We start from the raw sequence: 12,625 nt of genomic DNA, 5'->3' as shown, positions 1-12,625 counted from the left end.
GTTACATAGGGCAAAAGGTTCTGCCTAAAGAGGTGGTGTTTGTGGGTAATGAAGAAAACGCCTGATTTTATTCTCATCATCGTAACACTTTCATTGTTGACAATCGGAATGATTATGGTTTATAGTGCGAGTGCAGTTTGGGCCTCTTATAAAATGGGGGACTCATTCTTTTTTGCCAAAAGACAATTACTGTTTGCGGGTCTTGGTGTAGTAGCTATGTTTTTTATTATGAAAATTGATTATTGGGTGTGGCGTACGTATTCAAAAGTAATTTTGCTAGTTTGCTTCATTCTTCTTATTCTCGTTCTTATTCCTGGAGTAGGTCTTGTTCGAGGAGGAGCACGAAGTTGGATTGGGATCGGAGCATTTTCGATTCAACCGTCAGAATTTATGAAGTTTGCGATGATTATTTTCTTGGCAAAGTTTTTAGCGGAACGGCAAAAATTGATTACATCTTTTAAACGTGGTTTATTACCGGCTCTTAGTTTTGTGTTTCTTGCTTTTGGGATGATTATGTTACAGCCAGACCTTGGGACAGGAACGGTAATGGTTGGGACATGTATCATTATGATATTTATTTCGGGAGCGAGGGTCTTTCACTTTGCGATGTTTGGTTTGCTTGGTGTAGCAGGGTTTGTAGGGTTAATCGCATCAGCACCGTATCGAATGAAGCGCATTACATCATATTTAGACCCGTGGGCAGATCCGCTTGGAAGTGGATTTCAAATTATCCAATCATTACTCGCAATTGGACCCGGTGGATTATTTGGACTTGGGCTTGGACAAAGTAGACAAAAATTTCTTTATTTACCTGAACCACAAACTGACTTTATATTTGCAATCTTATCCGAGGAATTAGGTTTTATTGGTGGTTCATTTGTGTTATTATTATTTAGTCTATTATTATGGCGCGGGATTCGTATCGCATTAGGAGCGCCAGATTTATATGGTACGTTTTTAGCAGTAGGTATTGTGGCGATGATTGCGATTCAAGTAATGATTAATGTTGGTGTTGTAACAGGACTGATGCCCGTTACGGGTATTACCTTGCCGTTTTTAAGTTATGGTGGATCAAGTTTGACATTAATGTTAATGGCAGTAGGTGTATTATTAAATATAAGTCGCCATTCTCGCTACTAAACCCTGTTTATAAGACAGGGTTTTTCGTATGTGTGTAAAAATGCAATATGTATATAGAAATAAATATAATGGAAATAAGAAAAGAGAAGCGGAGGAGTTAGTAGTGCGTGTATTAGTGAGTGGTGGGGGTACTGGTGGTCATATTTATCCAGCTCTTGCTTTAATTAGAGAAATAAAAAAGTTAAATCCAGAAGCAAGATTTTTATATATTGGTACGGAAAATGGACTAGAGAGTACAATCGTTCCAAAAGCAGGTATACCATTTCAATCTATTGTTATAAGCGGATTTAAACGAAAAATATCATTAGATAATGTGAAAACAGTAATGCGTTTTCTAAAAGGTGTACAGGATAGTAAACGATATATTCGTCGTTTTAATCCGGATATCGTAATTGGAACGGGTGGATATGTATGTGGACCAGTTGTATACGCTGCAGCCAAATTAGGTATTCCGACTATTGTACATGAACAAAATAGTGTACCAGGTGTAACGAACAAATTTTTAAGTCGTTATGTTGATAAAGTTGCTGTTTGTTTTGAAGCAGCTACAGAGCATTTTCCAGAGTCAAAAGTGGTAATGACAGGTAATCCGCGAGCATCAGAGGTAATGGATCAAAATGGAATGAAAGGGAAACGTTCAGTTGGGCTTTCTCTTCCTAAAAAGTCTGTACTTATATTTGGTGGAAGTCGTGGGGCTAGACCGATTAACGATGCCTTCGTTGAAGCAATTGAACAGTTTGGGAACAAAAGCTACGAAATACTATATGTAACAGGTGAAGTACATTATGACAAAGTGATGGAAGCCGTGAAGCAAAAAGGGAACCCGAACAATGTTATTATTAAGCCGTTCATTCATAATATGCCAGAGGTACTAACTGGTGTAGACCTTGTTGTTTCAAGGGCTGGGGCAACAACACTTGCAGAATTAACAGCGTTAGGAAAACCAAGTGTGTTAATACCGAGTCCGTACGTAACAAATAATCATCAGGAAAAGAATGCACGTTCAGTTGTTGATAAAGGAGCGGCAAAAATGTTACTTGAAAAAGATTTAACAGCTGAAACACTTATTCGTGATATTGATGAGATTTTATTGGATGCACAAACATTACAAAATATGAAGCTAGCTGCTAAGAAACTAGGTATTCCAGATGCAGCAAATAAGCTGTATGAAGTAATGAATAAGCTTGTAAAAAAATAAAGTGAGGCTTTAATCAGTGGGGAGTGATTCTCTCTCGTTGATTATTACCTTTCACTAATCGGATGTTTACTGGCATCCCGATACCGCCTAACTTCTTTGTTACCGCCGAATTTTGATTTAGGAGCTGTAATGCCCGTAAATAGAGGGATAACGTTAGGTGAACGCCCTGCATATTATTGTCATAAGGAGACTTAATATGGGGGAGATTGTCTATGGAACAATTAGTAAATGAGCTTATAGAAGCAGACGTTGGTCGTGTTTTAGTTAACGAGTCGTTAGCGCGTTATACAACTATGAAAATAGGTGGACCAGCGGATATTTTAATTGTGCCTAAGCATGTAGCCGGTATTGAAAAAACATTACAGTTAGTAAAGCAATACAAAACGAAGTGGACTGTAATTGGGCGCGGTTCAAACCTTCTTGTATCTGATCGAGGCATAGAAGGTGTTGTTATTCGTTTAGGAGAAGGATTAGATCACTTAGAGGTCGAAAAACATAAGGTAAGAGTTGGTAGTGGATATTCTCTTATTAAATTGTCAACTTTACTTAGTCGTCAAGGGTTAGCTGGATTGGAGTTTGCAAGCGGCATTCCAGGAAGTGTCGGTGGTGCAGTATATATGAATGCAGGTGCACATAAATCGGATATATCGAGTGTATTATCGAAGGCTCTCATTCTGTTTGAAGACGGTACAATTGACTGGTTAACGAATAAAGAACTGGAGTTTTCTTATCGGGCATCTGTATTGCAAACGAAACGGCCTGGTATTGTTTTAGAGGCGGAGTTTCAATTACAGGCGGGAAAACGTGAAGAAATTGTACGTAGCATGCAAAATAATAAAGATTACCGCCGTGAAACGCAACCATGGAATCACCCGTGTGCAGGAAGTATATTTCGGAATCCAATCCCACATTTTGCAGGCGATTTAGTAGAAAAAGCAGGGCTTCGTGGTTATAGGATTGGTGGAGCTCAAATTTCTCAAATGCATGGCAATTTTATTGTTAATACCGGGGGAGCTTCAGCGCAAGATGTATTGTCCTTAATTGAATTAATAAAACATACAATTAAGGATAAATTTGATGTAGATATGCACACAGAAGTAGAAATCATTGGAAGATAACGGTTATTCGTTCCGCTCATTATCATTTATGTTATAATAAGAAGATAAGAACGGCATGAGGAACATGCCGTTCTTTATGTTACATAGGGGGATCGTACATGAATAATAGTAAAGTGATTAAACTACAAGATCGTGTACCAAAATTGAAAAATCAAAAGAAAAAAAACAAAAAAAATGTTAATCATCGATTGATTTTATACATATCAATTTTATTTTTATTAGTGCTCTTTTTAATTTATTTTCGGTCTCCGCTTAGTAATATAAAAAAGATTAGTGTGTTTGGAAATCATTATATGACGGATGAGCAAGTAATGAAGGATTCAGGCGTGACATATGATACAAGTTATTTCCGAGTGACAGCACATAAAGCTGAAGAAAACTTAACGAAGCGAAAAGAAATTAAAGCAGTAAATGTAAAAAAACGTTTTCCAAACAAGATTGATGTTCATATTGAAGAATATTTAACGATTGGTTATATAAATAAAGAGGGAAAATTACAACCGTTATTAGAGAATGGAAAAACACTTGATGTACTACCTAATGGAAAACTTCCTGTTGCAGCACCGATTTTCGAACCTTTTAAAGAAGAGAAAATGAAGGAGTTAATCGCTGAACTAGAAAAATTAACACCAGCTATTTTAAAATCTATTTCGGAGATTCGCTATTCTCCAACGAATGCGAATGAAGATCATCTTACTTTATATATGAATGAAGGTTATGAAGTGAGCACTACGATTCAAAATTTCGCAAAACGTATGGAAGCCTATCCGCTTATTTTAAAAACAATTGAGCCAGGTAAGAAGGTATTAATTGATTTAGAAGTAGGTGCATATACGAAAGAATTAGGTGCGGAAGAAAAAAAAGAATAGAATGGTAGTTTTCGTTGCTTATAGCAGAAAAAACAAAACAAACGTTCTATTATATGCATACGAATTTAGAAGAATGGTTCATTTGATGAAAAATATGTAAAAATTCTTAGATTCATACTAGTATTGGTACAAGTTTCACTTTTCTATGAGTACATCTTAGTGTAGACTTATACTTGGCGGTAAACTTTACACTCGAAATAGAATTATTTCAAGATAAGCAGTTATTCATAGTTTACTGCGATATTCTTAATTGAATGCTAAATAAAAATAAGAAAAATATAGGGTTAAAAAAGGGAAACGTATAAAGACGTTGAATATTTTTCTTATAAATAGTAAAGTTGCGATTGTTGTTCCATATATTGAGTTGTATGGTATAAATAAAGAAGGAGGTGCCAAAGAATGAACAGCAATGAAATATATGTTAGTCTTGACATCGGTACATCCAATGTTAAAGTCATCATTGGTGAAATGGTTAATGACAGCTTAAACATTATTGGTGTTGGAAATGTAAAATCAAATGGTTTAAAGAAGGGATCGATAGTTGATATAGACGAGACTGTTCGATCAATTAAAAAAGCAATTGAACAAGCTGAGCGTATGGTGGGAATCCATATTGAGCAAGTTGTAGTAGGTGTCAATGCAAACCAGGTACAGCTACTTCCTTGTCACGGAGTAGTCGCTGTTTCAAATGAAGATCGTGAAATCGGGAATGAAGATGTCTTACGCGTTCTAGATGCAGCACAAGTTGTGTCAATTGCTCCAGAACGTGAGTTTATTGATGTGGTACCTCGACAGTTCATCGTAGACGGTCTTGACGAGATTAACGATCCACGCGGGATGATCGGTGTAAGATTAGAAATGGAAGGTACACTTATTACAGGCTCGAGAACTTTACTACATAACCTACTTCGTTGTGTAGAAAAAGCAGGTCTTGAAATTGTTGATATTTGTCTTCAACCTTTAGCGGCTGCAACAGTTGCTATATCTTCAGATGAAAAAAATAGAGGAGTAGCCCTTGTTGATATGGGGGGAGGATCTACAACTTTATCTATTTTTAAAGACGGAGAGTTACAAGCGACGAGCGTATTACCATTAGGTGGAGACCATATAACGAAGGATATTGCAATTGGGTTGAAAACTTCAACAGAAAATGCAGATCAAATTAAGTTGAAATATGGACATGCTTTTTATGATACAGCATCTGAAGAAGAGATGTTTACGGTTCCTATTATGGGAAGTGATCAAACAGAACAATATTCTCAGTTGGAATTATCGGATATAATAGAGGCTCGTGTAGAGGAAATTTTAATGTTTGTTCAAGATGAAGTGCGTAAGTTAGGAGTAAAGCAAGTGGCTTCTGGTTATGTACTAACTGGCGGAATTGCTTCTATGCCAGGTGTTCTTGATCTTGCATATGATATTTTACATGAAAATGTTCGTGTAGCAACTCCTGATTATATTGGTGTGCGTGAGCCCCAATATACAAGCGGAGTTGGATTAATTAAACATTCTTATCAAAAAGCTAAATTACGTGGGAAAAATGTGCAGGAAAAGCAAGAGCATTTTGAAACAGTACCAGCACCAGCACCAACGCCGGTACAACAGCAACCTGCGAAACAAAAAACTCGTAATCAAAACAATAATAATCAAAATGATGACCGTATGATGTCAAAAGTAAAACGTGTATTCCGTTATTTATGGGATTAAAATTGGACACGAAAAATGAGGTTCTAGGGGGATTTCGACATGTTAGAGTTTGATACTACTCAAGATCAATTAGCGAATATAAAAGTTATCGGTGTCGGCGGTGGCGGAAACAATGCTGTAAACCGTATGATTGAACACGGTGTACAAGGTGTAGACTTTATCGCTGTGAACACTGATGCACAAGCATTAAATCTATCAAAAGCTGAAACAAAAATGCAAATTGGTGGAAAATTAACGCGTGGACTTGGTGCAGGCGCAAACCCTGAAGTAGGGAAAAAAGCTGCAGAAGAAAGTAAAGAACAGATCCAAGAAGCACTTCGTGGTGCAGATATGGTCTTCGTAACTGCTGGTATGGGCGGTGGAACTGGAACTGGTGCAGCTCCAGTTGTTGCTCAAGTTGCAAAAGAATTAGGTGCTTTAACAGTTGGTGTTGTAACACGTCCATTTACTTTTGAAGGACGTAAACGTGCAACGCAAGCAGCATCTGGTATTGCAGCATTTAAAGAAAATGTAGATACTCTTATTGTAATTCCAAACGATCGCTTATTAGAGATCGTTGATAAAAATACGCCAATGTTAGAAGCATTCCGTGAAGCTGATAACGTATTACGTCAAGGTGTTCAAGGTATTTCGGATTTAATTGCAACGCCAGGTTTAATTAATTTAGACTTTGCAGACGTAAAGACAATTATGTCTAATAGAGGTTCTGCTTTAATGGGTATTGGTTCTGGTAACGGGGAAAATCGTGCTGCAGAAGCTGCGAAAAAAGCGATTTCTAGTCCATTACTAGAAACATCTATTGATGGAGCTCAAGGTGTTATCATGAATATTACGGGTGGCGCTAACTTAAGCTTATATGAAGTACAAGAAGCGGCAGATATCGTAGCCTCAGCTTCAGATCCAGAAGTAAATATGATCTTCGGTTCTGTTATTAACGAAGGATTAAAAGATGATATCGTTGTAACTGTAATTGCAACTGGTTTTGATGATAGCATTGCAACTCAACCACCAAAACCAATTATTCGTCCGAATGCGAACCACACGCAACAACAGCAACAACCAGTAGCTCAACCTTCAAAACAACGTGAAGTAAAACGTGAAATGAAGCGTGAAGAGCCAGTTGTACATGAACGTCATTCAGATTCAGATGATATCGATATTCCAGCATTTTTACGTAACCGTCGTAGACGATAAAAAAAGGAGCTTTCATGCTCCTTTTTTGTTTTTTAAATGGAAAAGACCTGCTAAGCAGGTCTTTTTTTATTTCGTATATTTCAATATATTTTGTTGGTGAAAATAAGAGTATATCATTCTATGAATTTGTACTTTTATTCTTTACCGACAGATTATGTCTAGAAATCACAAAATAACAAAAAAACACCTCCGCAAATTGACACACTTTCCTATTGGATATGCATTATACTAGTCTCAACTTGAAAAAAGAGGTGAATTGTTTGGTTGTTTACGCCGACGTTGTTTGGTTGTTAAACGCCTGCATTGATTTTCTTCTGCTTTTATTAACAGCTACCGTGTTAAAAAAGAAAATCAAAAGATGGAGGCTTGTGTTAGGGGCATTTATAGGTTCAACTATTGTTATTTTTGCCTTTACTCCTTTTGCTTCTATGATGACACATCCAATTATGAAACTACTGTACTCGTTACTTATTGTGTATACAGCATTTGGGTTTACAACATTTAGAAATTATGCACAGACTGTTTTTACTTTTTACTTTGTAACCTTTATGGTTGGCGGAGGATTAATTGGAACTCATTTCTTTTTGCAAACGAATGAAATGGTAAATGGATTGGTTCAATCTCAGTCAATTTCTTACGGCGATCCAATTAGTTGGTTATTTGTTATTTTTGGCTTTCCGGTAATTTATTATTTTTCTAAAAAGCGTATTGAAAGCGTAGAGGTCACGAAAATACACTATGACCAAATTGTGAAAGTAAAAATTCAATTGGCCGAAGAAGAACTAGAACTGGCAGGTCTTATTGACAGTGGGAACCAACTTTACGATCCATTAACAAAAACACCCGTTATGATTATGCATGTTTCATCATTAGAACATTGCTTACCATCTTGGTTAACAGAACAAATTTATTCCAAAACAGAAATTCCTCAAATACCAGAAAATGATTCTGGTTGGGCGACAAAATTACGTTTAATTCCTTTCCGTGCAGTAGGAGTAGAAAGTCAATTTTTGTGGGCAATTAAGCCTGACAGTGTGCAAGTTGATCATGAAGGTAGTTCTATTGTTGTAAACAAAGTATTAATTGGATTAAATACACAACAACTGTCTACAAATGGGGAGTATCAATGTATTGTGCATCCAAAAATGTTGATTTCACAAAAAATGGTGATCGCTTAATAATGAGAGGCGGGATAATATGATGAAATTAAAATTTTATTTAGTATACCTTTGGTATAAAGTATTGCTGAAATTAGGAATTAAGACCGATGAAATTTATTATATTGGTGGAAGTGAAGCGTTGCCACCACCGTTAACGAAAGAAGAAGAGGAAGTTCTTTTGAATAAATTGCCAAAGGGAGATCAGGCAGCAAGGTCATTACTTATTGAACGTAACTTAAGGCTCGTTGTATATATAGCAAGAAAGTTTGAAAATACAGGGATAAATATTGAAGATTTGATTAGTATAGGAACAATCGGCCTTATTAAAGCGGTAAATACATTTAATCCAGAAAAGAAAATAAAATTAGCAACATATGCATCGCGTTGTATAGAAAATGAAATTTTAATGCATTTACGTCGAAATAACAAAAATCGTTCAGAAGTTTCTTTTGATGAACCGCTAAATATTGATTGGGATGGGAATGAACTGTTGTTGTCTGACGTGTTAGGTACAGATGATGATATTATTACAAAAGATTTAGAAGCTACTGTAGATCGTCACCTTTTAATGAAAGCATTACACCAATTAAATGATCGTGAAAAACAAATTATGGAACTTCGGTTTGGTCTTGCCGGAGGAGAGGAAAAGACGCAAAAAGATGTGGCGGATATGCTTGGGATTTCACAGTCATACATTTCGCGTTTAGAAAAAAGAATTATAAAAAGATTACGAAAAGAATTTAATAAAATGGTGTGAAGAATAAGACCAGCCGTTATGTAGGCTGGTCTTATTCTATTTAGTTGTATTAGGAAAGATAATTTAAATAAAAAATCGTGAAAAAACCATATGCATAAAATCCCCTTCAAAGGAAATACTTTACACTGTACAGCAACTCCCGATAGGAGGGAACACTTTGACGAGAAACAAAGTAGAAATTTGCGGTGTTGATACAGCTAAACTTCCAGTATTAAAAAATGAAGAGATGCGTAAATTATTTCGTGAAATGCAAAGTGGAGAGATAAGCGCAAGAGAAAAATTAGTGAATGGAAACTTACGTCTTGTACTGAGCGTCATCCAAAGATTTAATAACAGAGGAGAATATGTTGACGATTTATTTCAAGTTGGTTGCATTGGACTTATGAAATCAATTGATAATTTTGATTTAGGCCAAAATGTAAAATTTTCAACGTATGCTGTGCCGATGATTATTGGGGAAATACGCAGATATTTGCGTGATAATAATCCAATTCGCGTATCGCGCTCATTGCGAGATATTGCGTATAAAGCTTTGCAAGTAAGAGAAAAGTTGATTGCAGAAAATTCAAAAGAACCAACAGCAATGGATATTGCAAAAGTGCTAGAAGTAACTCATGAAGAGATAGTATTTGCTTTAGATGCGATTCAAGACCCAGTTTCATTATTTGAACCGATTTATAATGATGGAGGAGATCCTATCTTTGTTATGGATCAGTTAAGTGATGAAAAACAAAAGGACGAGCAGTGGGTTGAAGAATTAGCATTAAAAGAAGGAATGAAGCGTTTAAATGATCGAGAGAAAATGATTATTAGAAAACGTTTCTTCCAAGGAAAGACACAGATGGAAGTTGCAGAAGAAATTGGGATTTCCCAAGCGCAAGTATCACGTTTAGAGAAGTCAGCCATTAAACAAATGAATAAAACGATTCAAGGATAAGGTCTCACCAATTATGGTGAGACCTTTTTATATGTAATATGGTTTGTGCTCATAGTAGGGGATTAGTGTTCATATAATGAAACTAGCATGGTGTTTCGTATAGGTGGCTTCCTGTAAATATGAGAAACAGTTTCCAATTCGTCATATAAGGGAGAGGATAAAAATGGTGATACGAATTTCAGAGTTACAGATGAAGGATGTTATAAATATTTCAGATGGAAAAAGGATTGGGAATATTGGAGATATTGAAATTGATATGAACACAGGGAAAATTTGTTCTGTTATTATTTCCAAACAGACACGTATGCTAGGTATTTTTGGAAAAGATGTTGAGATTGTAATTCCTTGGAAGGAAATTGTGAAAATTGGGGAAGATGTCATACTTGTAAGAGTAAATCCTGTTAATTCTGTAACAGAATCAATACAAACACCGACAATTTCATAAAGAATATTACAAATTCCTCTTTTTTTTCTGTTAGGATTATGAAAAAATAAAAGTATGGTAAAATAGACAGGAAGTACCATGCTTTTTTCTGTTATTTTAATTAAAAGGAGCCGCTTTATTATGAGAGAACCATTTAAATATGTGGACGGTATACTGTATTTACAAGCGTGGAAAGAACTTGGAAACATTACTGCTGGATTTACGACAAAAGATGGTGGGATAAGTACGGGCTCCTTTCATGCGATGAATTTAGGATTACATGTGAATGATATCGTGGAGAACGTTCATGAAAACAGACGCATTTTAGCAAATAAGTTACAAAAACCATTAGAAAACTGGATTTGCTCTGAACAAGTTCATGCTCATCATGTTGAAAAAGTAGGGCAACAGGAAAAAGGAAGTGGCGTCTATTCATATGAGGACGGCATTTCAAAAACAGATGGCATTTATACGAGTAATGAAGATGTTCTGTTAACGTCTTGTTACGCGGATTGTGTTCCGCTCTATTTTTATGCACCATCACATGGTATGATAGGACTTGCGCATGCTGGATGGAAAGGCACTGTACAAGAGATTGCAAAGGAAATGATTCAAAAGTGGAATGCAGAAGGTATTTCAAGTGATGAAATTCATGTTGCAATTGGGCCGTCGATCGGATCTTGTTGTTATGTTGTGGATGATCGTGTATTAACAGCAGCACAGGAAGTAGTTAGCGGTGCTGTTCCTCATCAAAAAATTTCTGACGGGCAGTACGCAATTAATTTAAAAGAAATTAATCGTATATTATGTGTACAAGCAGGCATAAAAGAAGAGCATATTGTAATGTCATCTCTTTGTACAAGCTGTGAAGAGCAACTATTTTTCTCTCATCGTCGTGATCAAGGTAAGACAGGAAGAATGTTGAGTTTCATAGGTTTTAAGGAGGAAGGAAGCAAGTGACAGTACAAGAAAATTTAGTGATTGTAAACGAAGCTATTAAAGAATCTTGCGCTCGAGCTGGACGTTCGTTGCAAGATATTAAACTTGTTGCAGTGACAAAAACTGTAGGGATTGAAAAAACAAACGAAGTAATTGAAGCTGGAATTATCGATTTAGGTGAAAATAGAAATGAAGGTTTCTTACAGAAATACGAGCATTTCGGTTCAAAAGTTAATTGGCACTTTATTGGCTCATTACAAACGAGAAAAGTAAAAGAAATCATTAATGAAATTGATTATTTACATTCGTTAGATCGTCTTTCCCTGGCGAAAGAAATTCAGAAACGTGCTGATAAGAAAGTGAAATGCTTTATTCAAGTGAAAACCTCATCCGAAGAATCGAAGCAAGGATTGGCAATAGAAGAGGTTGTTTCTTTTATTCAAAGTTTGCAAGAATTCGATAAAATTGAAGTGGTCGGACTAATGACGATGGCTCCATTTACAGAAGAAGAGGAAGAAATCAGACGCTGTTTTAAGGAATTACGTATGCTACAAACAGAGGTGCAGGAGCTAGAGTTATTACATGCGCCATGTAAAGAATTATCAATGGGAATGTCCAACGATTACACGATTGCAATTGAAGAAGGGGCTACATATATTCGTTTGGGAACGATTTTAGTAGGAAAAGCGTAAAAGGAAGGAGAATCTTATTATGAGTTGGTCAAAAGTAAAATACTTCTTTTTTGATACACCGGAAGAAAAAGAAGCAGCTCAATATGGTTATGAAAAGGAGCAAACAGACATGAAAAAGCAGCAAGATCCACCAGAACAACAAGATGTTACGTTTCCGAAAGCGCAACCGAAGCAAAATGTTGTGAGTATTGAAACAGCAAAACAATCTTCAAAAGTTGTTTTATTAGAACCACGCACATATTCGGAAGCGCAAGGGATTGCGGACCACCTAAAAGGTAGACGAGCTGTTGTAATTAATTTGCAGAGAATGTCTACTGATCAAGCGGTACGTATCGTTGACTTTTTAAGTGGTACTGTATACGCTATAGGCGGGGACATTCAAAAAATAGGACCGAAAACATTTATGTGTACACCTGAAAATGTTGATATTGTTGGTGCAATTTCAGAGTTATTCGGTGAAGAAGAAGAAACAAATATAAAGAGGTGGTAA

At 36.1% G+C, this 12,625-nt stretch carries 13 protein-coding genes; all 13 read left to right on the top strand.

What is annotated here, in order from left to right; genetic code table 11:
* Positions 1–48: 48 nt before the first annotated feature.
* Complete coding sequence (gene spoVE, locus CN409_RS14420; protein WP_000753521.1) at positions 49–1,140, top strand: stage V sporulation protein E; 1,092 nt, start codon at positions 49–51, stop codon at positions 1,138–1,140.
* 103 nt (positions 1,141–1,243) lie between these two features.
* Complete coding sequence (murG, locus tag CN409_RS14415; RefSeq protein WP_014894899.1) at positions 1,244–2,338, top strand: undecaprenyldiphospho-muramoylpentapeptide beta-N-acetylglucosaminyltransferase; 1,095 nt, start codon at positions 1,244–1,246, stop codon at positions 2,336–2,338.
* Between the two features lie 212 nt (positions 2,339–2,550).
* The gene (gene murB / locus CN409_RS14410; protein WP_000437031.1) at positions 2,551–3,456 is read left to right on the top strand and encodes a UDP-N-acetylmuramate dehydrogenase; all 906 of its coding nucleotides are present in this window, start codon (positions 2,551–2,553) and stop codon (positions 3,454–3,456) included.
* A gap of 98 nt (positions 3,457–3,554) precedes the next feature.
* Entirely contained in the window at positions 3,555–4,325 is a 771-nt protein-coding gene (divIB, locus tag CN409_RS14405) for a cell division protein DivIB (RefSeq protein WP_001065791.1), read from the top strand.
* 399 nt (positions 4,326–4,724) lie between these two features.
* Positions 4,725–6,032 (top strand): cell division protein FtsA, encoded by a 1,308-nt coding sequence (ftsA, locus tag CN409_RS14400; protein WP_001087559.1) that lies wholly within the window; start codon positions 4,725–4,727, stop codon positions 6,030–6,032.
* A 39-nt stretch (positions 6,033–6,071) separates the two neighbouring features.
* A complete protein-coding gene (gene ftsZ, locus CN409_RS14395; protein ID WP_000888984.1) occupies positions 6,072–7,226 on the top strand; it encodes a cell division protein FtsZ in 1,155 nt (384 codons plus the stop codon).
* A gap of 260 nt (positions 7,227–7,486) precedes the next feature.
* Positions 7,487–8,404: a sigma-E processing peptidase SpoIIGA gene (spoIIGA, locus tag CN409_RS14390; protein WP_000261975.1), complete on the top strand. Its 918-nt coding sequence runs from the start codon at positions 7,487–7,489 to the stop codon at positions 8,402–8,404.
* A gap of 19 nt (positions 8,405–8,423) precedes the next feature.
* Complete coding sequence (gene sigE, locus CN409_RS14385; RefSeq protein ID WP_000976948.1) at positions 8,424–9,143, top strand: RNA polymerase sporulation sigma factor SigE; 720 nt, start codon at positions 8,424–8,426, stop codon at positions 9,141–9,143.
* A gap of 157 nt (positions 9,144–9,300) precedes the next feature.
* Positions 9,301–10,080, top strand: coding sequence for an RNA polymerase sporulation sigma factor SigG (gene sigG, locus CN409_RS14380; RefSeq protein WP_000197755.1), 780 nt, complete (start codon positions 9,301–9,303; stop codon positions 10,078–10,080).
* 163 nt (positions 10,081–10,243) lie between these two features.
* Positions 10,244–10,525, top strand: coding sequence for a YlmC/YmxH family sporulation protein (locus CN409_RS14375; RefSeq protein WP_000236745.1), 282 nt, complete (start codon positions 10,244–10,246; stop codon positions 10,523–10,525).
* Between the two features lie 120 nt (positions 10,526–10,645).
* A complete protein-coding gene (gene pgeF / locus CN409_RS14370) occupies positions 10,646–11,464 on the top strand; it encodes a peptidoglycan editing factor PgeF (RefSeq protein ID WP_001209008.1) in 819 nt (272 codons plus the stop codon).
* The gene (locus tag CN409_RS14365; protein WP_000218005.1) at positions 11,461–12,135 is read left to right on the top strand and encodes a YggS family pyridoxal phosphate-dependent enzyme; all 675 of its coding nucleotides are present in this window, start codon (positions 11,461–11,463) and stop codon (positions 12,133–12,135) included. The genes pgeF and CN409_RS14365 overlap by 4 nt, the downstream gene beginning before the upstream one ends.
* A 19-nt stretch (positions 12,136–12,154) precedes the next feature.
* Positions 12,155–12,625, top strand: coding sequence for a cell division protein SepF (locus CN409_RS14360; protein WP_000119129.1), 471 nt, complete (start codon positions 12,155–12,157; stop codon positions 12,623–12,625).

This window comes from Bacillus sp. AFS012607 (assembly GCF_002558005.1).
Classification (GTDB): domain Bacteria; phylum Bacillota; class Bacilli; order Bacillales; family Bacillaceae_G; genus Bacillus_A; species Bacillus_A thuringiensis_S.
Note: the sequence above shows the minus strand (reverse complement) of the source record. Positions and strands in the feature narration are given on the sequence as shown.

Excerpts from the sequence above, each read along its gene's own strand:
- sigE (WP_000976948.1), top strand. The coding sequence starts at position 8,424 with ATGATGAAATTAAAATTTTATTTAGTATACCTTTGGTATAAAGTATTG.
- divIB (WP_001065791.1), top strand. The coding sequence starts at position 3,555 with ATGAATAATAGTAAAGTGATTAAACTACAAGATCGTGTACCAAAATTG.
- spoVE (WP_000753521.1), top strand. The coding sequence starts at position 49 with ATGAAGAAAACGCCTGATTTTATTCTCATCATCGTAACACTTTCATTG.
- CN409_RS14375 (WP_000236745.1), top strand. The coding sequence starts at position 10,244 with ATGGTGATACGAATTTCAGAGTTACAGATGAAGGATGTTATAAATATT.
- murB (WP_000437031.1), top strand. The coding sequence starts at position 2,551 with ATGGAACAATTAGTAAATGAGCTTATAGAAGCAGACGTTGGTCGTGTT.
- pgeF (WP_001209008.1), top strand. The coding sequence starts at position 10,646 with ATGAGAGAACCATTTAAATATGTGGACGGTATACTGTATTTACAAGCG.
- CN409_RS14360 (WP_000119129.1), top strand. The coding sequence starts at position 12,155 with ATGAGTTGGTCAAAAGTAAAATACTTCTTTTTTGATACACCGGAAGAA.
- ftsZ (WP_000888984.1), top strand. The coding sequence starts at position 6,072 with ATGTTAGAGTTTGATACTACTCAAGATCAATTAGCGAATATAAAAGTT.
- ftsA (WP_001087559.1), top strand. The coding sequence starts at position 4,725 with ATGAACAGCAATGAAATATATGTTAGTCTTGACATCGGTACATCCAAT.